A 26,430-nucleotide genomic window follows, 5' to 3' on the forward strand; every position below is an offset into this window, starting at 1 on the left:
GGGCTAGTTTTCTAGTCCCTTTAAAATACAAAAATTTAGGAGTATAATCTTATAAATAGACTTTTAAGAGGGGGAGAAAAATGTTACTAAAAGAGATTTTTGACGAGATAGATAAGAGACAAGATGAAATGGTGGACCACCGCCGCCACATTCACGAGAACCCAGAACTTTCCTTTGAAGAAGTAGAAACTGCAAAATACCTTGCCGACTACTACAAGGGCAAGGATGTGGAAGTCACAAAAAACATGGGAGGAAATGGACTAAGAGTTGTAATCGACACAGGAAAACCAGGCAAGACTATAGCCCTTAGGGCAGACTTTGATGCCCTACCAATCCAGGAAGAGACAGGACTTCCCTTTGCATCAAAAAATCCTGGAGTCATGCACGCTTGTGGCCACGATGCCCACACAGGCTACCTAATGGTCTTGGCAGACATCTTATTGGAAAAGAAGGAAAAGCTTAGGGGGAAGATTGTCATTATCCACCAACACGCAGAAGAGACACCTCCAGGAGGAGCAAAATCTATGATTGAAGCTGGAGTCCTAGATGGGGTTGACAATGTATTTGGAATTCACGTTATGTCAGCCATGGACTTTGGAGAAGTCCAATACCACAAGGGCAACACCCAAACAGGTAGGTCCAAGTTCTCAATCAAGTTCCAAGGGACAGGCGGACACGGGTCCATGCCCCACCTGGCAAATGACTCCATAGTTGCAGCATCACACTTTGTAACAGCAGTCCAAACTATTGTATCAAGAAGGCTCTCTCCCTTTGAAAACGGAGTTGTGACAATTGGGTCTTTTGAAGGTCAAGGAAGCTTTAATATAATCAAGGACTCTGTGAGACTTACAGGAGACATTAGGTCCATGACAGATGAAACAAGAGAAAAAATTGAAAGAGAAATAGATAGGATTGCAAGAGGAATTGGCGAAACCTTTGGCATGGAAGTAGAAGTAGAATGTAAAAGCGACTACCCAGTCCTCTACAATGACCCAGCCATGACAGACCTTGTAGTAGATGCAATTAAAGAAGCAGATATAAAAGAAGTCAAGAAAATTTATGACGGAGGACCGCAAACAGCATCAGAAGACTTTGCCTACTATGCTAAGGAAAGGCCATCATGCTTTTATTTCGTTGGAGCAAAGAAAGAAGATGCGCCCTATGCAAACCACAATCCAAAATTTGACATAAGAGAAGATGCCATGGTGATTTGTGCAAAGACAATGGCAGCAGTAGTAGTAAAGTATTTAATGGAAGACTGAGAAGTATAAAAGAGGAGCTTAGGGCTTCTCTTTTTGTGTTTCTAGGTAAGTTTTGGGTAAAGAAATAAATAAGGAGAAATATTATGAATAAAATTTACGATTACTTAAAAAAAGTTAAGGTATTTTACTTAGCGAGCCAAGATGGTGACCAAGCTCGCGTTAGACCCTTAGGTGCCCTTGCAGAATTTGAAGGTAGGATTTATATTGTGACATCAAAGGAAAAAGATGTTTACAAGCAAATCAAGAAAAACCCTAAGGTTGAAGTCACTGCCTTTGATGGCAAAACTTGGATAAGACTAACTGGTGTCCTAGAAGAAGATGACAGGATAGAAGCTAGAGAAGAAATGATGAAGCAAAACAAAGAGGCCCTAGAAAATATGTATTCAGTAGATGATGGCAAGATGACTGTCCTATATTTTAAAGAAGGCCAAGCAGTATTTTCAACTTTTGCAGGGGATAGGGAAGTAGTAGAAATTTAAGATTTAAAAAGATCTCCTATTAAGCTTAAATAATTTAAGTTTAAGATTATAGTTTCAAAAAAACAAAAATCAAGTTTGGGCAACTGAACTTGACTTTTTTATTACATTTAAGTTTTTTAAAATAAACTTATGTAGATTATTTTTATTTTATATTATAATTATTAAGATAGAAGAATTTTTCTTATTTTATAAAGGAGGATATTATGGATCCTGTTAAGAGAATTAGTGAGATGGAAAAGATTTTAAATGATCACAATGATTTGATTGTAGAACTTAGGGCTGCAATTGAAAAATTTGCTGACCATCAAGAAGAATATATGAAGCTGAGCAATTATTATAGCTCCCAAGAATATTTTGACGACTTGGAGAGATATGACAAGGGAGAATTGCCTGAAGATCTTCCATGTGGAGTTCTCTCTGAAGATGCTGTCTTTGACCTCTTTGGTGAAAACTTTAATATTGCCATTGATATGCTTGAGCTTGCAACTGAGGTAATTAAATACCGTTAAATAAGAAGCCGCAGGATTTTTTTCTCCTACGGCTTCTTTTAATGTCTTTAGTTAAAATTATTGCTCAAAAATTCTCTTATAGCACTGTTTATAAAACTTAGAACTATTGATGCCCAGAAGGCTGTTCCAAAGCTTCCTATGTGGGCTGTGGACACAAACTTAAAGGCAATGCTAAGGACTACTGCGTTAACAACCAGTGAGAATAGTCCAAGAGTTAAAAGTGTAATTGGGAAGGACAAAACCTTTAGGATTGGTTTTATTGTAAGGTTAACCAGTGAAAAGATTATTGCCATTGCCACAAAGGCACTTGTTTTTTCAAAATATACATTGCTAAACATTAGGTCTAGTAGGTAAAATGACAAGGCATTTGCCACTAGAGCGCCAAGTACTTTTTTCATGTCTTCCTCCTTTATGTATCTTGTATTTCTATTATACCACAGTGGGGTCTTTTATAATTTAAAATCTTAAAAAGAAAAATCGCAGACCAGGCTGCGACTTTTTTTATCTCTTATTCCATGCTGTAATTTTATCTAAATATGCTTTTAGTTCACTAACATCTTCTGGATTAAATACAGGGTCCTTACCTTCTTTAAGTTGTTTCATGTAGTCATTGTAAACGCCAACAGAAATCTTTCCTAAGAATATTAATACTATTAGGTTGATTACTGCCATGATTCCCATAAATACGTCTCCTGTGTTCCAAACAATGGAGAAGTCTCCAACACAACCAAGCACTACTGCTATAAGAACAATAACCCTGTAGATATTTAGGGCGTTCTTGCCAAGGTTTAGTTTTAAGATGTTGTTTTCTCCATAGTAATAGTTACCAACAATTGATGAGAAGGCAAACATCAATACACAAAATGTTAGGAAGTAGTTTGCCCAAGGTCCAACTTCATTTACAAGAGCTGCTTGTGTGATCTCTAGTCCTTGTAGGTCTGATGCATAGATTCCTTCTCCTGCTAGGATTATAACAAAGGCTGTTGCTGAGCAAACAAGGATTGTGTCAAGGTAAACTCCAAGTGCCTGGATAAGACCTTGTTTAGCAGGGTGAGATACGTCTGCTACTGCTGATGCATTTGGTACTGCACCCATGCCGGCTTCGTTGGAGAAAAGTCCACGTCTAATACCATTTAGGATTGCTGTTCCAAATAGAGCACCAAAGCCTGCCTTTAGGGAGAAGGCTCCTTCAAAGATTAGGCCAAACATGTGTGGCACTAGGGCAATATTTTTTATTACTATGAAAAGTACAACTGCCATATAAATAATTGCCATAAAAGGTACAAGTAAACTTGTTACATCGGCGATTCTTCTTAGTCCGCCAAAGATAATTAGTCCAGCTAGGATTATTAGACAAACTGCAACTATTCTTTTGTCAAGTCCAAAGGAAGAATTAAAGCCAGCTGCAATTGTGTTTGCTTGCATAGCGTTAAAGTTAATACCATAAACTAGGGCAATAACTATTGAGAATAGGGCTGCAAGTTTTGGTTTTCCAAGGGCTTTTTCCATGTAGAAGGCAGGTCCGCCCTTAAATGTTCCATCTGGATTTCTTTCTTTAAAAACTTGTCCAAGAGTATTTTCTACAAAAGAGGATGCTCCACCAATAAGGGCTGTTATCCACATCCAAAATACTGCACCAGGTCCACCAATAGATACTGCTGCGGCAACACCAACTATGTTACCAGTACCAATGTGGGAGGCAGCTGAAATAGTGAAGGCCTTAAAAGGTGAAATTGAGTTTTTGTCTTCTGCTGGTTTAGAGATTAATTTTATTGCGTGTCCAATATTTGATATTTGTCCACCCTTGATCTTGAAAGTGTAAAAAATTCCAATTCCAAGTAAAAGTGGTATAAGTAGGTATGTATAAATGCTGTCACTTAATAGACCAGTAGTCATTGAGAAGGCATCAGCATACATTTTTTGTCCAAGTAAATCTCCTATGTCATGTATAGTTTGTATTATTGTTCCCATAATTGCTCCTTATAAAAATATATTTAAGTTTAAGTCATTTGACAAAATCTTCAAGAGGTTTTTGCCGCGAATTGAGTTGCCCGACTTGTCAAGTCTTGGTGAGTAGGTGCAGATGCCGCACTTGCCAGGTACAATACCAAGTATTGCTCCACTGACCCCACTCTTTGATGGGATCCCCACATTTAATAGGAATTCCCCGCTTTCTTCGTACATCCCGCAGGATGCCATCTGTGCAAGGACAATCTTCACAGTTTCTCTTGAGATCATTTCATCTCCTGTCACGAGGTCAGATCCTCCATTTGCTAGGACTGCTCCAAGATGGGCAAGCTCACTTGCGTTAATACCTATAGAACAATTTCTTACATATAAGTCCAATACTTCATCAGCATTTAATGAAAAAATTTTCTTGCTCCTTAGGTAGTAGGCAATTGACTTATTTACATCAGTAGTTTCCATTTCAGAAGTGTAGACTTCTTTTAGGAAGCTAATATTTTCGCTGTCAGATAATTTTTTTACCAAATTCATAACTCTTTGGAATTTTTCGTCTACATCCTTACCCACAATAAGAGATGCAGTTGTTATTGCACCGGCATTGATCAGTGGGTTAGATGGCTTATCATCAATTGGTATCAAAGAGTTAAACTTGTATTTTGTTGGTTCTGTCCCAACTTTTGCCAAGACATCTTGTATTGTGTTGTCATTTAAAGCCATAATTAATGAAATGATCTTTGAAATGGATTGCATAGAAAAGACCTTGTCCACATCACCGAAGTTGTAGACATCTCCTGTTGTAGTAACAATAGATAGGGCAAAGCCATTAGGGTCCACATTGGCAAGCTCTGGTATGTATGTTGCAAGCTCACCTTGACCAATGAATCTCTCACTTTTTTTAATTGACTTTTCAATTTTTTCAACAATATCTTCTCTCTTTAAAAACATAATTCACCTCCTTTTGTTTAGCTCGGAAATTTATTATAACACAAAAATGAAATCGATACCAAAAAACTTTTGTTAAAGTCTTAAAGATAAGCTTTTATAAAGTCGGTTAAAAATATAATAAACAAAGGGAATGTGTGATAGAATAATTTTATAAAAAGATCTAAGGAGATGATTTAATGAGAAAGTACAATTACGGATCTATTCTATTAATACTTATTGTCAATGCAATAATTGCTGGAATCTTGCAAAATATTGCTGACGGTAACTTGTCATTTTTAAGTGGCTTTGTGGCTTTTATTTTTGACTACATAATTTGCAGGGGACTTCTTTATAACAGGGAAGGAAGCTTTTCTGAATATTTCAGGGGAATAAAGACCATGACAGGCAAGGTATTTTTGATGAATATCTTGGTGGGAGCCATTGCTGTAATCCTAGTTTTGTTAGCAACTCTCTTATCAGGTGCAGGCTCCATAGTATTTTATGGTTTTACAAGTATTGACAGTAACAAGGTTGTCATAAGCTTAATAGTTTTATATGTCCTAGTAATGATTTTTACGTCTCTTATTTTTGCCTACATGAATTTCTTTATGGCAGACGAGAGATACAGGGACCTTTCCTTTTTTGACAGCTTAAAGCTTATTATAAAGGCAGGTATAAAATTATTTTCAGAAAGCTTTATGGCAGGTCTTAGAGCCTATAAGATCAGTTTAATCTTAGGAGCGATAGGATTTATTCCTGGAATTTTTTCACTACAAAATATAGAGCCCTTTACTGCAATTATTTTTATAGCCTTGGTTATAGCTTTTGTCGCATTCTTCCTCTGCACACCAGTTTTCCGTGCCAGCCTATCTGACATTTACATGGACAGGTCAGAAGAAATTTATGAGGAATTCATGAGAGATAAAAATTTTAAGGGATAATAAAGAAGACTTTTATTTTATCTTCCTTGGTCTAATTATAGTTATCCTCTTGGTAATTTTTAGGGGAAAATCAAAATTCATTGGGGACTTCGACTTAATTAATCCCAATGTTTTTGATTATGTTTATTTATAAAGAAGATTTCCTAAGCTTATGAATAATTAGAAATTTTACACCTGGGTAAAAGTCCTATAAGGGCAAATTAATTTGTGATAGAATAACTTTATAAAAAGATCTAAGGAGATGGTTTAATGAGAAAGTACAATTACGGATCTATTATCTTAATACTTATTGTCAATGCAATAATTTCTGGAATTTTGCAAAATATTGCTGACGGCAACTTATCAATTCTAAGTGGCTTTGTAGCCTTTATTTTTGACTACATAATTTGCAGGGGACTTCTTTATAACAGGGAAGGGAGCTTTTCTGATTATTTTAGAGGCATAAAGACTATGACAGGCAAGGTCTTTTTGATGAATATCTTGGTGGGAGCCATTACTGTAGTCTTACTTACCCTTGCCGCACTTGCATCAGGCGCAGGATTTTTATTATTTTCTGACTATGCAATTAAAGACACCAAGATTGTAATAAGCTTAATAGTTTTATTTACCCTAGTAATGATTTTCACATCTCTTATTTTTGCCTACCTGAATTTCTTCATGGCAGATGAGAGATATAGGGACCTGACCTTTTTTGACAGCCTTAAGCTTATAGTAAAGGCAGGTATAAAATTATTTTCAGAAAGCTTTATGGCAGGTGTGGAGGCCTATAAGATTACTTTAATATGTGGAGTAGTTGCTTTCATTTCGCTTATTTTTGTCATGAAAGGAATGGAGATTCTTTCTATTTTAGCAATTATATTTGGAGTAATTGCAGCTATCGCCTTCTTCTTCTGTACACCACCCTTCCGTGCAAGCCTATCTGACATTTACATGGACAGGGCAGAGGAAATTTACAATGAAGTTATAGGATGTGAAGATTAAAAAAAGAAGTCACTTCAATGTGGCTTCTTTTTTCATTTCATTAGTAGTGGCTTATGTCCTCAACTGTTTCCAAAGTACCCAGATAATCACCAGCTTCATCATAAACTGCAAGGTACTTAACTAAGACTTTCTTTCCCTTAATGTCTTTACATATAACTAAACGATCTCTCTTCTTGCTCTTAAAATCATCAAGCAAGGACTTCACCATTGGCACAACTTTTGGAGGATGACAAGAAGTTACATCTCTATTTAAACAAGACTTAGGTCTAGGAAAAATTTTGTCCTTTCCCTCAGAATAATACCTAACAAAGTCATCCTTATCTATAAAGGTTAGCTCTACATCAATGGTCCTAAAAATTTGAAGGGCTTCCTTTATCTTTAAACTTCCAGTTTCGAATTCAAGACTTCCATAAGAATTTTCTTCCTTTGGTAGGATTTCTTTGGGTTTGTAGTCCTTCCAAAGCGGGAAATCATCCACTAGGTCTAGTCCATATTCTCCAAAGTCGCCATAGATTTTATTCCACTCTTCTTCTGTGAAGTTTTCTTTTAAAAGTGGGAAGAGGATATTCTCTTCCTTATATATCATTTCATAGATCCTATCTAAAACCTTATTTAAGTTTTCCTCATTATAAGAATTTGCTTTTACAATATGTGACAGGTCACTTCTTATTTCATCATCGACAGCCCACATAACATCACTGGGACCAATAATATCATATTTAGTTTTCAAAAGGGGATAAATAAGTCCAGCCTTTTTGCCGTAATGAGAATTTATTTTTAAAAGCTCTCTTATCTTAGCTAACTTGTCTTTGCTATTTTTGACTTCATCAGCTAAAAATTTAATTTTTTTATTTTCTATACTTAGGATATTTAGAGGATGACCTGGAATTTTTCCCAAATCCTTTTGACTCTCATCTACAATATTACTTTCGTGGAAAAGTGCAGAATGTATATCGCAAAGTTTTTGGACTTTTTCTAGGGGAAGGCCACTCATAATTAGTTCTTGTTCAGCATCAACTATTTCCTTTGAAGAGACATCCTTAAAATTTTTTACAAAATCACTTCTAACAGCTTCCAAGTCTTCGCCCTTAGAAAGTCTTTCGATATAGGATTTTAAGAGACTAAGTCTATCATTATCTTCTTTGGAATCATCACTAACATTTTCAACATCAACTAGATTAAAGCCTTCTTCTCTCAACTTCTCTTTAATTAAATCCAAGTCTATATTTTTTATTTCGGCTCCTTTTTTTATTGAAACCATTTTTCCAACAGTAGAAAGGGCTAGGGGATTTGTAATTTCAATAAAACCTAAATCCTTTAAAATGTTTTTTAAATTTGGAAATTTTTCAATGAGATTTGCTACAGGTTCGTCTACGTTTATGTTCTTCATATTTCCTCCTAAAATTTTGTTAGGCATATTATACCCATTATTAGAAAATATTTATTAAATTTAATCAAATAAAAAGAGACTCTGTCGAGCCTCTAGACTTTATTTAGCTTCTAAAATCAAAGCTCTTATTAACTTGTAAATAGCTACAAGGCAGATATAGATAAAGATGCTTAAGAAAGGGTCCTTTGTGTAAGTAACAAGTCCCAGTCCAAGAAGTATGCTTATTAAACTCCCTAAAAATTTTTTATTTTTCATGTTTATCCTCCTTGTCAAATTTTTATGTAGTTAGTAAGATATTATCTTATTAATTAATATATACCTAAATAAAAGAATTTTAAAGGATAAAGATTTAATCTGTTAAAGAATATTAAAAATTTGTAAAAATTCCTTCTTTAAAAATAATTTTTACAATTAAATGTTATCATAGATAGATGGAGGAATTATGTTAATTAATTTTTTTAACGGGATGGTCATGGCAATAGCCGACTCTGTGCCTGGGGTCAGCGGGGGAACCCTTGCCTTCATCCTAGGTTTTTATGATAAATTTATAGATAATTTGCACGAATTTTTTGGAGGTCAAAGGGAAAAGAGGAAAGAAGCCTTTAAGTATCTTTTTAATCTCGGTCTAGGTTGGCTCTTTGGCCTCTTATTGAGTATTTTTTTCCTGTCAGAACTTTTTCAAAAGGAAATATACTTTATGACTTCAGTCTTTCTTGGATTGACCCTCATGTCACTTCCCTTTCTAATCTCCAGCGAGATAAAGATTTTAAGGGACAATAAAGAAGAATTTTATTTTATTTTTATTGGTCTAATTATAGTTATCCTCTTGGTAATTTTTAAGGGAAAATCAAAATTCATTGGTGACTTCGACTTAATCAATCCCAATGTCTTTGACTATGTTTATTTATTCTTAGCAGGTGGACTTGCAATATCTGCCATGGTCTTGCCAGGGATCTCTGGGTCATCAATTCTTCTCATAGCAGGAGTTTACATACCTGTGGTGGAAGCCCTAGGAGAGGTCATGAGGTTTAACTTCGACAAGCTAATGCCCCTTGTGGTCATGGCCCTTGGAGTATTCTTTGGTATTTTAATGTCCATAAGGATTATAAGAGAAAGGCTGAGAAAAAATCGTGACAAGATGATGTATCTAATTCTTGGTATGATAATAGGGTCTCTTTATGCAATTGTCATGGGCCCCACAACTCTTGGGGGAAATCCACCATTAAATTTATATAATTTTTCAATCCCTGGATTTTTCTTGGGAATTTTAATCTTGTTTATATTAGAATTTATTAGAATATTAAGACTTAAAGAAGAAAAGAAGACTGGTAATTAATCAGTCTTCTTTATTTTTTTCCACTAATTCTATTAAATTGTCATTGGTCATTAGGTTTTTAGAGTAGTCGATACAAATCTTGGCCCAGTCCGATTCCTTCTTTGCTTGGTCAAGGGGAAGGGGCCTTCTCGTCTTCCTGTCAATTAATCTGGAATTTTCAAAAACTCCGTCACGAGAGTATTCGAAGACCTGGTCCCTATTTATATAGGAACCCTTTAAGAGGTAGGTTTGGGGATAGACTGCGTTGTTTTCTATTTCCTTGCCCCAACCAAGAAGGTCAATACCAAATGTAGGGATGTCACTTCTGTCCCAGCCCATGAGATTTAAGATAGTGGGATAGAGGTCAAGTTGTGAGCCAACATTGTGTCTTGTAATATTTTTATTAAAGTCAGGGACATGGATGACAAGGGGGATATTCATCATGTCGTCGTAGTCAATTTCACGTCCCAGCCACCTCTCCATGGACTCCTTATCCTTTTCCTTGTTAAGGGTGTAGGCGTGGTGGTCTCCGTAAATAATTACTACAGTCTTATCTAGGATGCCAGATTTTTCTAGCTTGCCAAAAAATTCTTCCATGGCCCTGTCGGTGTATCGAGCACAGGAAATATAATCGTAGACAAAGTCCGTCTTATCATCAGCTTCTTTTGGAATCTCACGCAAGTTTTCTGGCAGATTGTAGGGAGTGTGGGTTGTAAGTGTTACCATAAGGGCAAAAAATTTCTTCCCTTCATCTTCAATCTCTTTTATCTTGTCAAAGGACTGATCAAAGAAGGACTTGTCTGATAGGCCCATCATGACTTGGTCAGTCTGGTCATAAGTCTCCCCAAGATAAATCCTGTCAAAGTCAAAATTTTTATAGATTTCTTGGCGATTATAAAACTTGCCTGTGTTGCCGTGCATGGCTAGAGTTTCATAGCCCATCTTTTTGGCAATCTTTGGCAGTCCATAAGTTTTCTTGTCCTTGTAGACAGAATAGGCCTGACCGTCAAGGGTAGGATAGACAGATGTCATGGAGACGAACTCAGCATCAGATGTGTTGCCAAAGCCTAGGAGTTCAAAATAATTATTAAAATAGATAGAACCCTGCTTCTTTATCAAGGAGTTTAGGAAGGGAGTCACCTCTTCTCCATTATAGGTCCTATTGACCACGGCATTTTGCAGGGACTCACATTGGATAAAAATTATATTTTTGTCCTGGGCAAGTCCTGTAAATTCATTGGATTTAAATCCTCGAAAAGAAAAGTATTTTTTTATGTCAGTCTTTTCTAGGGACTTGGCATCTTGCCTGGCTTCCACTCTTGTGTAAAGAGGAGATAAAAAAGTTGAAGTATAGACTTCTGTTCCCCTTAGGGGCTTTATAAAAAGTCCAGGTAAGATGAGGATGGCAAAAAATACTCCAAGTTCTTTATAAAATCTTTTCTTATTAAAGGCTTCTTCCCAATAATATTTTTTTATCAGGTAGGCAAGGCCTAGGCCAGCTAAAATTATGAGGAAGTAGGCAGGAGAAAAATCCTTGAAAATCACAGGTAGAACTCCGCCAGCTTCTCTTGCAAGCCCAATCCTTCCAAATATATCAAAGGAATGGAACTCCCTAAAGTAGATGGAAAGGCCAATCTTTAAAAATACAATTAAGCCCACCACAGTGTATTTATAATTTTTCTTGGGATATAGATTTAAAAGAATATAGTCGAGACGACCTGTCAAGATAATAGAAATAATCAATATGTAAAGGCCCTTGTCGCCTGTGGGGCTTCCAAGAGAAGTCCTATAGAAAATAAGATTTATAATAAGAAATAAAGTTTTTGTAAGATTTTTAAAGTGTTTTTCCATTTGGTCCTCGTCCTTAATAATAAGCTTAAGGAAATTATAAATTAATAGGACTTTTTAAGCAAGAAAAAACCAGCCCTAGGCTGGTATGACTTTATATACTTTTTCTATTAAAGGTATCCCAATCTGATAAGTCGCCAGCCTCGTAACCCTTCTTGAACCAACGAACCCTATCTTCGCTGGATCCGTGGGTAAAGGACTCTGGCTTTACATAGCCTTGTGCCTTCTTTTGGATTGTGTCGTCCCCTATGGACCAAGCAGCTGATACTGCCTCTTCAATGTCGCCTGGGTCAAGATAGCCCTTGTCCTTTTGGTATCTTGCCACAACTCCTGCCAGGTAATCGGCTTGGAGCTCAAGCCTAACTGTTAGGGCATTTCTTTCTTTTTTCAGACATCTGACTTGCAAGCTCTTGGTATTGTTTCATTATTCCAGTAACTTCTTGGACATGGTGACCAACCTCGTGACTAATAACATAGGAGAGGATAAAGTCTCCTTCGTCAGCCCCAAAGTCTCTTATCAGTGAGTCGTAAAAGGAAAGGTCCATGTAGATAGTCTCATCACGTGAGCAGTAGAAGGGTCCCATGCCTGAGTTGGCAATACCACAACCACTTTTTACTTGGCCCTTGAAGATTTCCATCTTGGGCTCCCTATACCTTATTCCTTCTTTTTCTAAAATTTCGTGCCAAGCATCTTCGGTGTCAGCCAAGACAACTGATGAATAATCGTAGAGAGTTTGCTCCCTATCAGACAGTTGGTATTCCTGTTGAGAGTTTTGGACTCCCCCGCCTAGACCTGACCTAATAGCATCTCTTGGACTTCCTGTTATTAAAAAAACTATAAGTGCAATTATAAGTCCTCCGCCACCAAGGGCAACACCGCCACCCTTAGACCTGGAAACATTTGAACTTTTTCTTCTACCTTGCCATTTCATAATATCCCTCCAAGGCTTTTTTACCCAAATTAAGGAGAGATTATTGGAAAACATTTAAAGATTTACTATAATAAAATATAAGTGATGAATTATGAAAAAATTATTTATAATAAGTTCCAAGTCGGGCAGGGGCCGTGACAAAAACTTTGAGAGGGAACTTTTAAAATATTTTAAGGAAGACGAAATTAAAATTACAGAAAAGCCTGGGGACACAATCTCTTTTGCAGAAGACTTTAGGGATAGTGGCGGCGACCTCCTCTTTATAAAGGGAGGAGACGGTGCCTTATCAGAAGTTGCTAGTGTATTAAGGGGAAGTGAGACAGCCCTTGGACTTGTACCAGGTGGAACGGGCAACGACTTTTCCAAGAACTTCAGGCCCTTTGATCTTTCAAATATTTTAAATTATGAAATATCGCCCATTGATTTAGTAGAAGTAAATGGAAAGACTTGCATAAATGTAACCAGCCTTGGCTTTGACACCAATGTCTTGAAGTACGCCTATGACCTCATGAGGAGGAAGGATATATCAGGCAAGCTTGCCTACCTCTACGGAGTTATAAAGAGCGTGGCGAATTTAGAAATTGTAAATTTAAAAATTTCTTATTGGGACGAAGATAATATAGAAAGAGAAAGCAAAGGGAGATTTTTGGTATCCGCCCTTTGCAACGGGTCCTATTATGGAAATGGATTTAATCCCTCACCAAGGGGAAGGCTTGATGATGGGCTCTTGAACTTAATTTTGGCTAATGAAATGGGGCCAAGGGGGATAATAAAATTATTTTTATCTTATCGGAAGGGGACCCACCTGGGAAAACCTGGAGTGAGAGAAATCATTACAAGGTCTGGAGTAATTTCATCAGACCGAGAATTTTTATATAATATTGACGGAGAAATTTATAGGGCAAGGGAGATAGACTACAAGGTCTTGCCCAAGGCTTTAAAGTGGATTTATTTTAAGGAGTGAGAAGATGAAAGTTGGAGTATTCGCAGGAACTCATGAAGACACAAGGATGGGAGTGGACCTCTTGAGGGAGAGGGGATTTGAAACTCTATCCTATCCTATTTCCAAGAACCCCAAGGACCAATCCCTCCTTCAATATTATTCAAGAGAAGAACTCACAAGACTTGTTGAAGAAAAAATTGTGGATGCAAAAAAGTCTGGTGGAGAGAAAATTTTTATCTACTGCAATTCTCTTTCAGCATCAATAGATCTGGGGGACTTATCTCGCCGCCAGAACATCCAAATTATCACTCCCTTGGACTTTTATAAAGATCTTGACTCTAGGTATAAAAAGTTAATTATCCTTGCAGCAAACTCAAAATCAGCCCATGGAGTTGATGCCCTTCTTTGCCAAAAGAATTTTAGGGACACAATTTCTATTGGGATCCTAAGTCTTGTTGAAGAAATCGAAAAGAAAACTGCCCCAGAAGAAATTATAAAAAAGCTTGACCTAAAAGACCTCTTTAACTTTTTTAACAAGATGGAAGAAAGACCTGAGGGAATTATCCTTGCCTGCACCCACTTCCCCTACATGAAAGAGGAATTTAAAAAGTTGACTGATATAGAAATCTTGGATCCAGCAGAAGACATGATAAAAAGACTTTAAAGACAAACAATCCACAGAAAATTGAAAAATTACACAAAAAAAAGAGCTTTTTCTTAGCTCTTTTCTTTTTTACCCACAAAAGTTGATAACTTTTATGAAACTGTGGATAAGATTGTATAAATTTTATAAAATCCCCTTAAAATTCTTGTAAATTTACAAATTTTTCTTGTTTTATGATAATTTTTTCAAAATGTGCATGAAATGTGCAGAACTTTTCAAGACAAATGTTCATATCCTTGTGGATAATGTGGATAAAGCTGGGGATAAAGTCTATATCACAAGTAGGCTTGTGGAAAGAAACTTGATAAGATTTTTGTCAGTCCTCAAGTTCCATCCACTTTTCATAAAGGTCTTCTAGAGTATTTGCAAGGCTTTCACGCTCTATTGATAAATCGCTGGCTAGTTGATAATCGCTGTAAGTGTTAGAGTCTGCAAGTTTTGAGTCAATTGTGGATAACTTTTCCTCTAATGTTGAAATATCTTTTTCAATTTTTTCTTTTTCCTTGCGAAGGGCCTTATTTTTTTTGCGTTCTTCTCTCTCTTCACGCTTTTCTCTTTCAATTTCTGTCCTGGACTTGTAGTCTTCGTCATCAGACTCCACTTCAGTGGTCTTTTCAAGATAATAATCGTAGTTGCCAAGGAAGGTGTTGATACCAGACTCAGTCATCTCAAAAATCTTATCAACAGTCTTATTTAAAAAGTACCTGTCGTGGGAGATGGAGAGTACAGTTCCCTCGTATTTCAAGAGGGCGTCTTCAAGTATCTCCTTGGAGTCAATGTCCAAGTGGTTGGTAGGCTCGTCAAGGACAAGGAAGTTTGCCCCCTTTAGCATAATTTTTAAAAGTGATAACCTTCCTCGTTCTCCTCCAGAAAGTTCATCAATGGTCTTGAAGATGTCGTCGCCCACAAAGAGAAATTCTGCAAGGTACTTCCTAATTTGGAAGTGCTCAAGCTTTGGGAACTCGTCCCAAATTTCATCCATGACAGTCTTGTCTAGGCTTAGGTTGTCAAGCTCTTGGTAGAAGAAGGCCACGTCCACATTGGACCCCAGCCTGACCTCTCCAGATGTTGGAGAAGTTTCTTCTGCAATGATCTTAAATAGGGTGGACTTGCCCACACCGTTGGGACCAATTAGGCCGATCTTGTCATTCTTGTAGACAAAAGCATTGAGGTCATGAAAGACTTGGTGGTCGCCAAAGGACTTTGAAAGGTCCTTAATCTCCAAGACATCCCTTCCCGAAGTCTTCTTGGGAGAGAAGTGGAGATTGGTCTTCTTGTTGGAAGTTGGCATCTCAATCCTCTGCATCTTATCCAGCATCTTCTTACGGCTCTTGCCCTGCTTGATAAACCTGTCACGGCCAAGGTTCATGTATCTTTTTATAATTTCTTCTTGTCTCTTAATTTCCTTTTGCTGGTCCTCATATTGCCTCTTTAGGACTTCGAAGTCCTTCTTTCTCTGCCTCATATAGTTGTCGTAGTTGCCCTTGTAAGTTTTAGTTCCACCATTTTCCAAGAGGACAATCTTAGAGACAATGTTGTTTAAAAAGTACCTGTCGTGAGAGATTATGATGACGGCCTTGTCAATGTCCTTTAAGTATTTTTCCAGCCAAGAAATGGCCCCAATGTCCAAGTGGTTGGTAGGCTCGTCAAGTAGGAGCAGGTCTGCATCTTCAAGGAGGAGCATGGCCAGGGCCACACGAGACTTTTGCCCTCCAGATAGGGTGGAGATGTCCTTGTCAAAGTCCTCTTCTGTGAAGCCAAGACCAATTAGTGTCCCCCTGATCTTGGAGTTGTAAGAGTAGCCATCCCTCTTGTGAAACTCGTCTTGGAGCCTTTGGTACTTCATGAGTTCTTCATCAAGATTGTCTGGATTTTCTGCAATTATGTGCTCTTGATTTCTCAAGTTTTTTTCAAGTTCTATTAGGTCAGCAAAGATTGAAAGGCAGTTGTCGTAAATAGATCCTTCAGTGTGAAGGCTAAGCTGTTGCTCCAGGTAGCCTATCTTTAAATCTTTTTTCCTAAAAATTTCTCCCTCGTCGTAGGAGAGGTTTTCTGTAATTATATTAAAAAGAGTGGACTTGCCACTTCCGTTGATTCCAATAAGACCAATTTTATCCTTATCTTCCACTATTAGGTTTCCGTCTCTAATAGTTTCTTCATCAATATAGGATTTTTTTATATTTGTTAAACTAAGTATTGGCATAATGACCTCCTGGATATATTTTATCAAATTAGGGAGACCTTTAAAAGAAGCTAGATCTGGAGGGGTATTATAAGAAGTGAGTAAGTGAAAATTTATGACTTTATAAAAAATTATAAGTTAATGGAAAGTTATGACTTGATAAGAAAATACGACTTAATGAAAGTTTGTGACTTGATAATAAATTGTAAGATGATAAAAAATTATGAGTTGAAGAAAAATTGTGACTTTATAAGAGTTTGTGAGTTAATAATTAATTGTAACTTGATAAAGAATTGTGACTTAATAAAAATTTCCAACAAAAAAAACTCTACCATTAAAAGTAGAGTTAAAATTAGTCTGAATGTCCTAAATTTTTTGAAAAATCAATGCCGGCATTTTTCACTGCCTCTATATAATCTTTTTTGGACTCTTCTGTGATCCTTTCCTTGGGGATAACCACACCAATTGCGCCAACAAGTTGGTCTTTGTAATTAAATACAGGGGCACCAATGCCAATGACAGAATCAATGTATTCTGAATCAGAGACAGAAATTTTATTGTTTCTTATGTGCATTAAGTCATGCCTCAGGGCTTCCTTGTCAACAGGTGAGTCAAGGTAGTCGGAAAGGTCCTTTTTTAAGTAGTAGTTTATATAATCATCAGATTGAAAGGCAAGTATAGTTTTTCTAATTGCACCCTTGTGGAGATCAATCTCTATTCCAAAATTTTCCACAATCTTTAAGGAATGCTTGCCTTCAGCCTTTGAAAGCATAAGGCCCTTGTCCCCAGACTTAATAATAAAATAGGAATCCTCCATAGTCACATCAGACAGTTTTTCTAGGACTGCCTTGCCAACAGCTTGGGGATCCAGCTTGGATGATGCCTTGATCCCAAGGGGAATTAGGGCTGGCCCTAAGCCATAGAGGTGAGTCCTCTCATCTTTTGACACATAACCAACACCAATTAGGGTTGACAGGATTCTGTGGGCTGTGCTTGGGGGTATATTTAAAAATTCAGAGATTTCTGCAATTGTAAGTTCTCGATTTTCACTTTTTAAGATGTCTAAAACATTGGCTGCCTTGACTAAACTTTGAATCATAATTTCACCTTCCAGGTAAAATTATACCACATACTGGAAGCTATTTCATTCTTAGAAATGATGTCAGCTTTAACTTTGTCCATAAGTAAGGAAAAAGGAGAGTCTTTTAATTATTATAAGTTATATTTTTATTTTTTGTGGGAAAAGTTAATTAAAGTTAAATTTTTTGATTTTTTTAGAGCGGGAAAGACAAAGTTGTTGAAAATAATTTTTGACTTGTGAAAGATTATAATTTTATAGAATAGAAAATTTATAAGTTGTTTTTAGTAATAATTATTTTCTTGGTTAGTAGATTTTAGATTGATTTTGAAAAGAATCACAGTACCTGTGAATTGAGAAAAGACTTGTAAAGTTATAGTTAAAAATCAAAAATTATTAAACTATTTAGACAAATTTCAAAATAGTCTTGACAAGAAAAATAAATTTTATATAATTAAATTAACCATTTAGATAATTATCGAAATAGAATTAATGGAAGGGAAGTGGTCCAGTGTTTTCTGATACCTTTAAGGCCTTGTCAGACCCAGTTAGGCTGGAGATTTTAAATATGCTTAGGTCGGGCAGGATGAACGCAGGGGAAATTGCCGAACAGTTTGACCTCTCCAAGGCGACGATCTCCCACCACTTAAAGATTTTAAAAGACCAAGACCTGATCTACGAAGAAAAAGAAAAAAATTTTATTTATTACGAGCTCAACACTTCAGTTTTCGAAGAAATACTTACATGGATTGTGAAATTCAAAGGAGGTCCAGATGAAAAATAAATTTAGGCTTAGGAAAAGCTCAATAATTTCTATAATTGCATCAATTTTAATTTTAATAACTTTTAATATCTTGTTTTACGACAAGATGCCAGCAGAGCTTCCAACCCACTGGAATTTCCAGGGTCAAGCTGATGACTACAGTTCCAAGTTTGATGCCATGGTCTTGACCCATGGATTTCTTGTAGTCATGAATATCTTCGCGTGCTTTATGCTTGACAACGACCCAAGGAACAAGAAGCAAAAGAACTTCTTAATGACACTTAGCAAGCTTGCCATGCCAGCTATAATTATAGTGGTCTACACTATAACAGTCATGGTTGGACTGGGAAGGGATGTAAATGTCTCAATTATAATTCCACTTTTTGTTGGTCTTTTATTTATCGTCATTGGCAACTACCTTCCAAAGACAAAGAGGAACTACACTATGGGGATAAAGCTACCTTGGACCCTTAACAGTGACGAGAACTGGAGGAGGACCCACAGATTAGGTGGTATTTGCTTTGTAATAATTGGTATTTCTCTTATAGTTTCAGTATTTTTAAAAAGTGAAATTGTATTTTTAGTTCCACTTATACTTGGTGGAATAATTCCAGCCTTTTATTCTTATTATCTATACACTAAGGGAATTTAAAATTTAAAAAAGCCTTGTTTAACTTCCAAGGCGTAAAAAAAACTCTTGCAAGTAATTTTGTAAGAGTTTCTTTTTTATAAATTATAATTTTCTATTTTTTCTAGATACTTCAAGGGGAAGTTTTTCTCTTTCCCTCTTAACCTTATTATTTTCTAATTTTAAGACTGAGTAATTTTTGTCTTCGCCAAGGTCCACTTCAATCTTGCCACTTGGGTCAATTATCAGAGAGTGAGCGTAGGCGTTCTTTGACAAGTCATCATCTCTTGCTATGGCAGGAGAGACCACGTAGCATTGTGAGTCCACTGCACGAGCCCTATTTAAGAGGTGGAAGTGAACTTCTCCAGTCTTCTTCATGAAGGTTGATGGGACGAAGATGACTTCTGCTCCATAGTCCCTAAAAGTTTGGAAGAGTTCAGGGAATCTCAAGTCAAAACAAATTGCAAGGCCAAAAGTCCCGTATTCTGTTTCAAAAACTCCAAGGGACTTGCCACCAGAAATTGTGTCAGACTCCTTGTAGCCCTCTATGTCAAAGAGGTTGATCTTGGAATATCTGTAGATTTCTCGGCCCTTCTTGTCAAAGACATATGACCTGTTGTAAATCTTGTCGCCTGATTTGATGGGGATGGACCCACCAATTAAATAAACTTCATTTTCTTTTGCCACTTGGCTCATCTTTTCATAAGTTTCGCCAAAGTCCTCTTCAGCAAATTTTGTGAAGTAGGAATTTTGGTAAGGGCAGTTCCACATTTCTGGAAGACAAACCACATCAGCCCCTTCTTTTTTTACTAGGGCTACATATTCCTCCATAGTCTTTAGGTTTTCTTTTTTGTTGCCCTTAGCAGGCAGCTGAATTAATCCAACATTAAAATCTTTCATACTTTTCACCTCAAATTATATTGAAAAAGCCAAGGCATAGGACCACTAGACCAAGGACAATCCTGTAATATCCAAAGGGGATAAAGTCGTGTTGACGGATGTAGCCCAAGAATTTTTTGATAACAACAAGGGCAACGATGTAGGAGATTACTCCTCCCACTAGGATCAAGAACCATTGCCATAGGCTAAAGGAAAAGCCAATTTTTAAGATCTTTAGTGCAGTGGCACCAAGCATTGTTGGGACTGCAAGATAAAAGGAAAATTTGGCAGAGCTTGTTCTTGAACAACCAAGTAGCATGGCACCTATAATTGTCGCTGCTGAACGAGATGTGCCTGGCACCATGGCAAGGCATTGGAAAAAGCCAATGAAGAGGGCGGTCTTGAGACCAATGTCGTTTAGGGTCTCGTACTTAAAGTCCTTGTCCTTATTATTTTTTTCCATGACAATAATTATTATTCCGTAAAAGATAAGTGCAATGGCAACTGTAATAGGGTTAAAAAGGTGGGCGTCGATGAAGTCATCTAAGAGGAAACCAAAGAAGGCTGCCGGCAAGAAGCCCACAATAATTTTTGCAATTAACCTCATTGTTTCAAGGTCCCTGTACTTAAACTTTTCCTTGAAGCTAAGTTCATTGTACTTTTCTTCTCCAATGACTGGGACAAGCTTGCCCTTGGCTATGGGGTTGATGTCATAGAAGTAGAGATAAACTACTGCTAGGATGGCACCAAGCTGGATGATGACGCTAAAGGCATTGGAAAAAGCCTTGGGTTCAAGTTTTATAAAACTGTCTGCAATTATAAGGTGGCCTGTTGATGACACAGGCAAAAATTCTGTAAGTCCCTCGATTATTCCAAGGAAGATTACTTTTATTAAGTCTAAAATCATATTTACCTCCAATATTTTTCAAAACCTATTATAACATTATAGGTTAAAAATATAAATAAGACCCCTGCTTGTGCAAGGGTCTTTAAAAATTTTATTTACTTATTAATCGCTTCTCTGTAAGTTCAAGAATTTTGTAAATTCCTTCTTAAACATCAATTCAACAGTTCCCGTTGGACCGTTCCTGTGCTTGGCAATAATAACTTCACCAACATTTGGCTTTTCCGATTCTTCCTTTGTGTAGTACTCGTCCCTGTAGAGGAACATTACGATGTCGGCGTCTTGCTCTATGGCACCAGACTCACGAAGGTCAGATAGGATTGGCCTGTGGTCAGTCCTAAGTTCTGGGGCACGAGAAAGTTGTGAAAGGGCAATGACAGGAACTTCTAATTCCTTGGCAATGGCCTTGAGGTTTCTCGATATGGCAGAAATTTCTTGTTGTCTAGATTCAGACCTTGATGACATCTGCATAAGTTGGAGATAGTCAATTACAATTAAATCAAGTCCCTTTTCCACCTTCATCCTTCGGCACTTGGCCTTTAGCTCTAGTGGAGAGATCCCTGCTGTGTCGTCGATTTCCATTTTTAGGCTGGACACAATGGGCATGGTGTTGATTATTTTTGTCCACTCTTCTTCGTTTAAGTTACCACTAATTACCTTTTGGAGGTCAACGTGTGAAGTGGAAGATATAATTCTCTGGAAGAGTTGGTTCTTACTCATTTCAAGAGAAAAGACGGCAACTGATGCCCCACCTCTTAGGGCGGCATTTGTTGCAATATTAACCATGAGAGCAGTCTTACCCATGGAAGGCCTTGCTGCCAATAAAATCAAATCAGACTTTTGAAGTCCAGAAATTTTTCTGTCGAGGTCCACAAAACCAGTTGTAAGTCCCGTAAGGGCGTTGGGGTTTTGGGCCTTTTTTTCCATTTCAGAGAAGGAGTCCAGGGCAATGCTTTTAATATTTACAAGCCCATTCTTTGTGGAATCCTGAGTTATCTCAAAGACAGATTTTTCTGCAAGCTCAATGATGAGGTCTGCCTGGGCATCAGGAGAATAGGCAGCAGAAATTACCTTGTCTGATGAATCAATAAGTTCCCTTAGGATTCCCTTCTCCTTGATGATCTTGCAGTAGTATTTAATATTTGAAACTGCAGTTACATTTGAAGAAAGATCTGCAAGGTAGGTGATGCCTCCAACTACTTCAAGGTCGTCAGTTTTTTTGAGTTCCTCAGCAATTGTTATAACATCAGCTGCTTCATTTCTGTTGTAAATATTTAAGATGGCATTATATATTTTTCTATGGGCCTCTTGGTAGAAGTCCTCTATTTTTAAGAGCTCAATAGATGTTGTGATGGCTTCCTTGGAAAGCATCATAGATCCAAGAGCTGACTCCTCTGCCTCCAAGTTGTGGGGAGGCATCTTTAAATTTGAAACAGAATTAAAATTTAATTCTCCCTTTGCTTCCATATCGATCAAGATTCCGGTCTAACATTAACCTTTAGAGTGGCAACAACATCTGGGTAAAGCTTGATGTCAATATTTTTCATGCCAGCTTCCTTGATGTTTTCTTCAAGGACAATTTTCTTCTTATCAACATCAATTTTGTGTTCTTGTTTTAATTTCTTTGCAATGTCAGCAGAAGTGATGGCACCAAAAAGTCTTCCACCTTCTCCAGCCTTAGCCTTAATAGTTAAAGTTATTTCGCTAATTCTTTTTTTAATTTCATTTGCCTTAGCGCGGTTTTCTTTTTCTAATTTTTCTTCTTCTGCTTTATTTTTCTTCCAAGTTTCCATGTTTTCAGGAGTAGCTTCAATAGCTATTCCCCTTGGTAGCAAGAAGTTTCTAGCATAGCCAGTCTTAGCGTTAACAATTTCGCCTTTTTTACCTAAAGTTTTGTCGTCCTTAATTAAAATTACTTTCATATTATTCCTCGCTTTTATTATCAGTTAAATATTCGTCAATAGCTTCTGTTAAAATCTTTTCTGCTTCGTCTAAGTCTGTTGTATCAAGTTGGGCTCCAGCCATATTCAAGTGGCCGCCTCCACCAATTTTTTCTAAGATAAGTTGGACTGAAACAACCTCTCCACGAGACCTTCCCGATATGTGGGTCTTGCCATCATTTATTGTGAGAACAAAGGATGCGTCAATTCCATTTATATCAAGTAGGGCATCGGCAGCTTGGGCTGCAACGAGAACAGAGTTGTTGGATTCCTTATCAAAGCGTGATACAGCAATATTGTCGTGGATCATCTTTGTATTGTGAATTACTTCTGCCCTGTAAACCATGGTGTCCAAGTCATCTTGGAAGAGGGCCTTTACCTTTATCATGTTAGCTCCAGCTCTCTTTAAGACGGAAGCTGCTTCAAAGGTCCTTACACCAGTTTGGAAGGAGAAGTTCTTAGTGTCTACAACTATACCACTCATTAGGGCGTCGGCCTCAAAGTGAGTTAGGTTTAAGTCGCTTGACATATAAGTTAGCATTTCAGTTATAAGTTCACAAGTTGAAGAAGCATAGGGTTCAACATATTGTAGAACGGGATTGTCCACAAATTCCTTGCCCCTCCTGTGGTGGTCTATAACAACAATTTGGTTAGTCTTGTCCAAGAGTTCTGGACACTCTGTAAAGGATGGCTTGTGATTATCCACTAATACCAAGAGTGAAGAGTGCTTAATCCTATTAAGAGCAGTCTCCCTAGAAATTACTTTTTCATAAATTTCTGGTTCCTCCTCCTTCATCCTGTCAATTAAATTGTCAATAGAAGGGTTGGATTTTTCAAGGACAATATAGCCTTCCTTGTTCCTGTTTAAGGTTGCACGAAGACAACCAATAGCTGCACCAATGGCATCCATGTCGGGGTTTTTGTGGCCCATGATGTAGACATTTTCAGACCTCTCAATTAATTGTTTAAGAGCCTCACCAATAACCCTTGCCTTAACCTTATTTCTCTTTTCAACAGCCTTGGATTTTCCACCAAAGAATTCATAATTATCCTCAACCTTAACAACAGCTTGATCGCCTCCACGACCTAGGGCCAAGTCAAGAGATGAGTCTGATTCAATATAGGCATCCTTGAAGTTAAGTCCAAAAGAAGAAACTCCAATGGAAAGAGTAATGGGGATTGAGTTCCCCTTGTTTAGGTCTCTCAAGTCATCTAAGATATCAAATTTCTTTTCCTTAATTGCCCTTAGGGACTTAAAGTTCATAACAACAAGATATAGGTCCTCATCAGACTTTCTCACAAGGGCATCATACTCTTCAAAGTATTGAGAAATTGTTGAGTCAATCTCTGCAATGAGAAGGGGTCTGATTTCTGACGGAGCAGAAGATATGGCCTCATCAAAGTTATCCACTTCCACCTTTGCCACAATGGCAAAGTCATCAGTGTACTTGTCCTTTAAATTTTGGTAGGCAGTGTTGTCCACTAGATAAAAGAGGACAGACCTGCCTTCTCCCTTTTCAGACTTGTTTTTAACAACATTTGTATAGATGTTAAAAAATCTTTTGTTTAATTCAACGGGTATTGTCCTTTCACCATTGGAATTTAAGATATTGGCAATATCAATGTCTCCAATTAGGTTCTCAAGGTCACTGTCAATTACATCCTTTTCATTGAAAAGATTGATAAAGGGTGTGTTGTACCAAAGTATTTTTGCCTTTTCGTCAGTAACAACTAGGGGAAAGGGCATGTCAAAGATTGCCTGCTTAGTCAGGGAATCAAATCTTTTATTTAAGTTTTCAAGGTTTTTTAAATTTTCTTCATTTTTGCTATTTATTTTGTTGTAGGCCAAGAAGGCTACATAAGCAAGTCCCAAGATTCCAATAAGACCATAAAGAGGTCTAAGGAAGAGCAGGATAAGGACAAGTATTATTCCAAAAATAAAAAATGGAAGAAAATCTTTAAAATTATAATTATTTTTCATAGCATTCCCACTTATTTAATTTTTCTAAAGTTAACAATTTGATCAAGACCACCAAGTATTATCACAAAAATCTGAAGAGATGAAATAGTGAAGCTCAGTCCTATTAAGAGAAATTGTAAAAATCTCTTTACTCCAAATCTCGTCATATAAAACTTGGCTATGGCAAGACCAGATACATAGAGCATAAAAAACACTAGATTCATTAGGTTTATCATAAAGACTTGTCCTGTGGGTCCAAAGTAGTCGCCAGTTAGTGAAAATAGGGCAAGACTCACAAGAGACAAGATTATAATCTCTCTTGGAAACTTCAAGAATTCAAGAGAAGATGGTTGAATAATAAAGACTCCTCTTGCAAGAAGACTCCTCCCAGCCCATGTATAAGTGATATAGGATGTCACAAGGGATGTGATAATTAGGACTGATGGGAGAATTTGCAAGAACCTCTTGTAGTAAAGTTCAACATTTTCTGTGAAAATCGCCATAGTCCCTGAAGATAATAAATCTTCACCTGCTAGATTTTTGTAAAATTCTGTAATTGCATTAATAGTTTCCTTTGAATTTAGGACTTCGCTATTGATCCCAAAGGCAAAGAATAGAACCATTATTGATGTAAAAAATATTAAAGATGTCGCCAAGATAGTCATGGAGACAGATCTTTTCGTAGTTATCATGTAGTGAAAAATTAAGATGAAGGGACCAAAGATTGTAAAGACAACTATGGCTTGGACAGGTCCCATAAAGGCCCCAAGTAATAGTACAACAGCAAGAAGTGTTGCCATTACTTTTATTATTCCTTCCTTCACAGATTCAGCTACATACATAGAAGGAAACAAAATATAGAGAAAGGGAAAGATCATTCCAAGAGTGGAGATGACAATAGACCTTGTGAAGAGTCTAAAGAGTCCCTTATAGTCAGTTTCTTTTTCCAATAAATCAACTCCTATCCACCATATTTTACCATAGAAATCAAATTTGATAAAGAAATCTAGCTTGACTTTAACTTATTGAAGTAAATAAAAAAAGTCCCTAAAATTAGGAACTTTTAAAAACTTAAATTTCTTTACTAAAGTAAGACAAGAAGAGGGCGCCTGGACCTGTGTGTGTCCCAACAACGCTAACGATTTGTATAAACTCTGGTGAGGATATTTTATCTTCCCATAGACTCTTTGTCTCTCTTAGGTATTTCTCAATTTTGTTGCTATCTCGACCTGTGTAGCCAAGTTTTATTGGCATGTCAAAGTCAATGGAGCCAGTCTTTTCTATTTCACTAATGAAAAGATTGTTGGCGTTCTTTATTCCCTTGGCCTTGCCCACAGATGTAATTGCTCCATCCTTCATAGAAAGAAGGACCTTAACAGAGAAGAGGTTTCCTAGAAGAGCTGATGTCTTTGAAATTCTTCCGCCTTTTTCAAGGTATTCTAAGGTGTCAACTAAAACAACAAGTCTAAGTCTCTTCTTAGCTTCATCAAGGATTTCTTTTATTTCTCTCGCCGACTTACCTTCTTTTACAAGTCTTGTGGCATAGTCCACAAGGGCACCTTCTGCGTTGGAGACATTTAAACTATCTACTATAAAAATTTTATCTTCAAGGCCTTCACTGGCAAGCTTGGCACTTTGATAAGTTCCCGATAACTTTGATGACAAGACAATAACCACTGCCTCGTCCCCATTATCGATTACTTCCTTGTAAATATCCATAAAGGCTACAGGAGTTGGTTGACTTGTCATAGGAAACTCTTCCTTCTTCTCTAGTCTTTCATAAAATTCGTCTTTTGTAATATCAACTGAATCTAAAAAGTCTTCATCTCCAAAGGTAACGTGAAGGGGAACTACTATTAAGTCCTTCTTAATATTTTCTTCCACATCACAAGTTGATCCCACAATTATTTTTACTGCCATATATTTCCTCTCAATTATAAATC

At 37.0% G+C, this 26,430-nt stretch carries 27 protein-coding genes; 10 read left to right on the plus strand and 17 right to left on the minus strand.

The window, feature by feature from the left end:
• The first annotated feature begins 80 nt into the window (after window positions 1-80).
• The 3 genes from DRZ96_RS04185 (at window position 81) to DRZ96_RS04195 (ending at window position 2,250) form a co-directional block, all read left to right on the plus strand.
• Window positions 81-1,262: an amidohydrolase gene (locus DRZ96_RS04185; RefSeq protein ID WP_112889692.1), complete on the plus strand. Its 1,182-nt coding sequence runs from the start codon at window positions 81-83 to the stop codon at window positions 1,260-1,262.
• Between the two features lie 83 nt (window positions 1,263-1,345).
• Entirely contained in the window at window positions 1,346-1,741 is a 396-nt protein-coding gene (locus tag DRZ96_RS04190) for a pyridoxamine 5'-phosphate oxidase family protein (RefSeq protein ID WP_112889693.1), read from the plus strand.
• Window positions 1,742-1,944: 203 nt separating this feature from the next.
• The gene (locus DRZ96_RS04195; RefSeq protein ID WP_112889694.1) at window positions 1,945-2,250 is read left to right on the plus strand and encodes a DUF4298 domain-containing protein; all 306 of its coding nucleotides are present in this window, start codon (window positions 1,945-1,947) and stop codon (window positions 2,248-2,250) included.
• Window positions 2,251-2,297: 47 nt separating this feature from the next.
• On the opposite strand, the gene DRZ96_RS04200 is transcribed toward DRZ96_RS04195, so the two are convergent.
• The 3 genes from DRZ96_RS04200 to glsA form a co-directional block, all read right to left on the minus strand.
• Window positions 2,298-2,648 carry a phage holin family protein gene (locus DRZ96_RS04200; RefSeq protein WP_112889695.1) on the minus strand — a complete coding sequence of 117 codons (351 nt, stop codon included), beginning with the start codon at window positions 2,646-2,648 and terminating at the stop codon, window positions 2,298-2,300.
• A 103-nt stretch (window positions 2,649-2,751) separates the two neighbouring features.
• Window positions 2,752-4,221, minus strand: coding sequence for an alanine/glycine:cation symporter family protein (locus DRZ96_RS04205; protein WP_112889696.1), 1,470 nt, complete (start codon window positions 4,219-4,221; stop codon window positions 2,752-2,754).
• Window positions 4,222-4,230: 9 nt separating this feature from the next.
• Window positions 4,231-5,160, minus strand: coding sequence for a glutaminase A (glsA, locus tag DRZ96_RS04210; RefSeq protein WP_112889697.1), 930 nt, complete (start codon window positions 5,158-5,160; stop codon window positions 4,231-4,233).
• Between the two features lie 176 nt (window positions 5,161-5,336).
• On the opposite strand from glsA, the gene DRZ96_RS04215 reads away from it, so the two are divergent.
• The gene (locus tag DRZ96_RS04215) at window positions 5,337-6,080 is read left to right on the plus strand and encodes a hypothetical protein (RefSeq protein ID WP_112889698.1); all 744 of its coding nucleotides are present in this window, start codon (window positions 5,337-5,339) and stop codon (window positions 6,078-6,080) included.
• A 249-nt stretch (window positions 6,081-6,329) separates the two neighbouring features.
• Window positions 6,330-7,061 carry a hypothetical protein gene (locus DRZ96_RS04220; RefSeq protein ID WP_112889699.1) on the plus strand — a complete coding sequence of 244 codons (732 nt, stop codon included), beginning with the start codon at window positions 6,330-6,332 and terminating at the stop codon, window positions 7,059-7,061.
• A 40-nt stretch (window positions 7,062-7,101) separates the two neighbouring features.
• Here the strand turns inward: DRZ96_RS04220 and DRZ96_RS04225 are convergent, their stop codons facing one another.
• Window positions 7,102-8,451, minus strand: coding sequence for a DUF438 domain-containing protein (locus DRZ96_RS04225; RefSeq protein ID WP_112889700.1), 1,350 nt, complete (start codon window positions 8,449-8,451; stop codon window positions 7,102-7,104).
• A gap of 99 nt (window positions 8,452-8,550) precedes the next feature.
• A complete protein-coding gene (locus DRZ96_RS10510; RefSeq protein WP_172605459.1) occupies window positions 8,551-8,706 on the minus strand; it encodes a hypothetical protein in 156 nt (51 codons plus the stop codon).
• A gap of 187 nt (window positions 8,707-8,893) precedes the next feature.
• On the opposite strand from DRZ96_RS10510, the gene DRZ96_RS04230 reads away from it, so the two are divergent.
• Complete coding sequence (locus DRZ96_RS04230; RefSeq protein WP_112889701.1) at window positions 8,894-9,787, plus strand: DUF368 domain-containing protein; 894 nt, start codon at window positions 8,894-8,896, stop codon at window positions 9,785-9,787.
• On the opposite strand, the gene DRZ96_RS04235 is transcribed toward DRZ96_RS04230, so the two are convergent.
• The 3 genes from DRZ96_RS04235 to DRZ96_RS04240 all read right to left on the minus strand — a co-directional run bounded on the left by DRZ96_RS04235 (window position 9,788) and on the right by DRZ96_RS04240 (window position 12,546).
• Window positions 9,788-11,617 (minus strand): LTA synthase family protein, encoded by a 1,830-nt coding sequence (locus DRZ96_RS04235; protein WP_112889702.1) that lies wholly within the window; start codon window positions 11,615-11,617, stop codon window positions 9,788-9,790.
• Window positions 11,618-11,708: 91 nt separating this feature from the next.
• A complete protein-coding gene (locus DRZ96_RS11655) occupies window positions 11,709-11,939 on the minus strand; it encodes a neutral zinc metallopeptidase (protein ID WP_407673022.1) in 231 nt (76 codons plus the stop codon).
• A 34-nt stretch (window positions 11,940-11,973) separates the two neighbouring features.
• Window positions 11,974-12,546 carry a neutral zinc metallopeptidase gene (locus tag DRZ96_RS04240; RefSeq protein WP_236587155.1) on the minus strand — a complete coding sequence of 191 codons (573 nt, stop codon included), beginning with the start codon at window positions 12,544-12,546 and terminating at the stop codon, window positions 11,974-11,976.
• Between the two features lie 91 nt (window positions 12,547-12,637).
• Here DRZ96_RS04240 and DRZ96_RS04245 point away from each other — a divergent pair, with 91 nt between their 5' ends.
• Both DRZ96_RS04245 and DRZ96_RS04250 read left to right on the plus strand, forming a co-directional pair.
• The gene (locus DRZ96_RS04245) at window positions 12,638-13,510 is read left to right on the plus strand and encodes a diacylglycerol/lipid kinase family protein (protein WP_112889703.1); all 873 of its coding nucleotides are present in this window, start codon (window positions 12,638-12,640) and stop codon (window positions 13,508-13,510) included.
• 4 nt (window positions 13,511-13,514) lie between these two features.
• On the plus strand, window positions 13,515-14,153 hold the full coding sequence (locus DRZ96_RS04250; protein ID WP_112889704.1) for a racemase: 639 nt from the start codon (window positions 13,515-13,517) through the stop codon (window positions 14,151-14,153).
• Window positions 14,154-14,469: 316 nt separating this feature from the next.
• Here the strand turns inward: DRZ96_RS04250 and DRZ96_RS04255 are convergent, their stop codons facing one another.
• A complete protein-coding gene (locus DRZ96_RS04255; protein WP_112889705.1) occupies window positions 14,470-16,356 on the minus strand; it encodes an ABC-F family ATP-binding cassette domain-containing protein in 1,887 nt (628 codons plus the stop codon).
• A 331-nt stretch (window positions 16,357-16,687) separates the two neighbouring features.
• Complete coding sequence (locus DRZ96_RS04260) at window positions 16,688-17,434, minus strand: IclR family transcriptional regulator (RefSeq protein ID WP_112889706.1); 747 nt, start codon at window positions 17,432-17,434, stop codon at window positions 16,688-16,690.
• A gap of 490 nt (window positions 17,435-17,924) precedes the next feature.
• Between DRZ96_RS04260 and DRZ96_RS04265 the strand changes: the two genes are divergently transcribed.
• Window positions 17,925-18,197 carry an autorepressor SdpR family transcription factor gene (locus DRZ96_RS04265; protein ID WP_112889707.1) on the plus strand — a complete coding sequence of 91 codons (273 nt, stop codon included), beginning with the start codon at window positions 17,925-17,927 and terminating at the stop codon, window positions 18,195-18,197.
• Window positions 18,187-18,828: an SdpI family protein gene (locus tag DRZ96_RS04270; protein ID WP_112889708.1), complete on the plus strand. Its 642-nt coding sequence runs from the start codon at window positions 18,187-18,189 to the stop codon at window positions 18,826-18,828. Before DRZ96_RS04265 ends, DRZ96_RS04270 begins: the two co-directional genes overlap by 11 nt.
• 81 nt (window positions 18,829-18,909) lie before the next feature.
• Here the strand turns inward: DRZ96_RS04270 and DRZ96_RS04275 are convergent, their stop codons facing one another.
• From DRZ96_RS04275 to DRZ96_RS04305, 7 genes are all read right to left on the minus strand, one after another.
• Window positions 18,910-19,704, minus strand: a complete 795-nt coding sequence (locus DRZ96_RS04275) for a carbon-nitrogen hydrolase family protein (protein ID WP_112889709.1) — start codon at window positions 19,702-19,704, stop codon at window positions 18,910-18,912.
• 10 nt (window positions 19,705-19,714) lie between these two features.
• Window positions 19,715-20,590, minus strand: a complete 876-nt coding sequence (locus DRZ96_RS04280; protein ID WP_112889710.1) for an undecaprenyl-diphosphate phosphatase — start codon at window positions 20,588-20,590, stop codon at window positions 19,715-19,717.
• Between the two features lie 102 nt (window positions 20,591-20,692).
• Window positions 20,693-22,054, minus strand: coding sequence for a replicative DNA helicase (dnaB, locus tag DRZ96_RS04285; RefSeq protein ID WP_112889711.1), 1,362 nt, complete (start codon window positions 22,052-22,054; stop codon window positions 20,693-20,695).
• A 5-nt stretch (window positions 22,055-22,059) separates the two neighbouring features.
• On the minus strand, window positions 22,060-22,509 hold the full coding sequence (gene rplI / locus DRZ96_RS04290; RefSeq protein WP_112889712.1) for a 50S ribosomal protein L9: 450 nt from the start codon (window positions 22,507-22,509) through the stop codon (window positions 22,060-22,062).
• Between the two features lies 1 nt (window position 22,510).
• Complete coding sequence (locus DRZ96_RS04295; RefSeq protein ID WP_112889713.1) at window positions 22,511-24,508, minus strand: DHH family phosphoesterase; 1,998 nt, start codon at window positions 24,506-24,508, stop codon at window positions 22,511-22,513.
• 11 nt (window positions 24,509-24,519) lie between these two features.
• On the minus strand, window positions 24,520-25,437 hold the full coding sequence (locus DRZ96_RS04300; RefSeq protein ID WP_112889714.1) for a DUF2232 domain-containing protein: 918 nt from the start codon (window positions 25,435-25,437) through the stop codon (window positions 24,520-24,522).
• Window positions 25,438-25,558: 121 nt separating this feature from the next.
• Entirely contained in the window at window positions 25,559-26,407 is an 849-nt protein-coding gene (locus DRZ96_RS04305) for a DegV family protein (RefSeq protein ID WP_112889715.1), read from the minus strand.
• Window positions 26,408-26,430: the final 23 nt, after the last annotated feature.

The sequence above is a fragment of the Peptoniphilus harei genome (assembly GCF_900454685.1).
Classification (GTDB): domain Bacteria; phylum Bacillota; class Clostridia; order Tissierellales; family Peptoniphilaceae; genus Peptoniphilus_A; species Peptoniphilus_A harei.

What these genes read in the sequence shown, in the direction of transcription:
- DRZ96_RS04185 (WP_112889692.1), top strand. Translation starts at nt 81, where the DNA reads ATGTTACTAAAAGAGATTTTTGACGAGATAGATAAGAGACAAGATGAA.
- DRZ96_RS04190 (WP_112889693.1), top strand. Translation starts at nt 1,346, where the DNA reads ATGAATAAAATTTACGATTACTTAAAAAAAGTTAAGGTATTTTACTTA.
- DRZ96_RS04195 (WP_112889694.1), top strand. Translation starts at nt 1,945, where the DNA reads ATGGATCCTGTTAAGAGAATTAGTGAGATGGAAAAGATTTTAAATGAT.
- DRZ96_RS04200 (WP_112889695.1), bottom strand. Translation starts at nt 2,648, where the DNA reads ATGAAAAAAGTACTTGGCGCTCTAGTGGCAAATGCCTTGTCATTTTAC.
- DRZ96_RS04205 (WP_112889696.1), bottom strand. Translation starts at nt 4,221, where the DNA reads ATGGGAACAATAATACAAACTATACATGACATAGGAGATTTACTTGGA.
- glsA (WP_112889697.1), bottom strand. Translation starts at nt 5,160, where the DNA reads ATGTTTTTAAAGAGAGAAGATATTGTTGAAAAAATTGAAAAGTCAATT.
- DRZ96_RS04215 (WP_112889698.1), top strand. Translation starts at nt 5,337, where the DNA reads ATGAGAAAGTACAATTACGGATCTATTCTATTAATACTTATTGTCAAT.
- DRZ96_RS04220 (WP_112889699.1), top strand. Translation starts at nt 6,330, where the DNA reads ATGAGAAAGTACAATTACGGATCTATTATCTTAATACTTATTGTCAAT.
- DRZ96_RS04225 (WP_112889700.1), bottom strand. Translation starts at nt 8,451, where the DNA reads ATGAAGAACATAAACGTAGACGAACCTGTAGCAAATCTCATTGAAAAA.
- DRZ96_RS10510 (WP_172605459.1), bottom strand. Translation starts at nt 8,706, where the DNA reads ATGAAAAATAAAAAATTTTTAGGGAGTTTAATAAGCATACTTCTTGGA.
- DRZ96_RS04230 (WP_112889701.1), top strand. Translation starts at nt 8,894, where the DNA reads ATGTTAATTAATTTTTTTAACGGGATGGTCATGGCAATAGCCGACTCT.
- DRZ96_RS04235 (WP_112889702.1), bottom strand. Translation starts at nt 11,617, where the DNA reads ATGGAAAAACACTTTAAAAATCTTACAAAAACTTTATTTCTTATTATA.
- DRZ96_RS04240 (WP_236587155.1), bottom strand. Translation starts at nt 12,546, where the DNA reads ATGAAATGGCAAGGTAGAAGAAAAAGTTCAAATGTTTCCAGGTCTAAG.
- DRZ96_RS04245 (WP_112889703.1), top strand. Translation starts at nt 12,638, where the DNA reads ATGAAAAAATTATTTATAATAAGTTCCAAGTCGGGCAGGGGCCGTGAC.
- DRZ96_RS04250 (WP_112889704.1), top strand. Translation starts at nt 13,515, where the DNA reads ATGAAAGTTGGAGTATTCGCAGGAACTCATGAAGACACAAGGATGGGA.
- DRZ96_RS04255 (WP_112889705.1), bottom strand. Translation starts at nt 16,356, where the DNA reads ATGCCAATACTTAGTTTAACAAATATAAAAAAATCCTATATTGATGAA.
- DRZ96_RS04260 (WP_112889706.1), bottom strand. Translation starts at nt 17,434, where the DNA reads ATGATTCAAAGTTTAGTCAAGGCAGCCAATGTTTTAGACATCTTAAAA.
- DRZ96_RS04270 (WP_112889708.1), top strand. Translation starts at nt 18,187, where the DNA reads ATGAAAAATAAATTTAGGCTTAGGAAAAGCTCAATAATTTCTATAATT.
- DRZ96_RS04275 (WP_112889709.1), bottom strand. Translation starts at nt 19,704, where the DNA reads ATGAAAGATTTTAATGTTGGATTAATTCAGCTGCCTGCTAAGGGCAAC.
- DRZ96_RS04280 (WP_112889710.1), bottom strand. Translation starts at nt 20,590, where the DNA reads ATGATTTTAGACTTAATAAAAGTAATCTTCCTTGGAATAATCGAGGGA.
- dnaB (WP_112889711.1), bottom strand. Translation starts at nt 22,054, where the DNA reads ATGGAAGCAAAGGGAGAATTAAATTTTAATTCTGTTTCAAATTTAAAG.
- rplI (WP_112889712.1), bottom strand. Translation starts at nt 22,509, where the DNA reads ATGAAAGTAATTTTAATTAAGGACGACAAAACTTTAGGTAAAAAAGGC.
- DRZ96_RS04295 (WP_112889713.1), bottom strand. Translation starts at nt 24,508, where the DNA reads ATGAAAAATAATTATAATTTTAAAGATTTTCTTCCATTTTTTATTTTT.
- DRZ96_RS04305 (WP_112889715.1), bottom strand. Translation starts at nt 26,407, where the DNA reads ATGGCAGTAAAAATAATTGTGGGATCAACTTGTGATGTGGAAGAAAAT.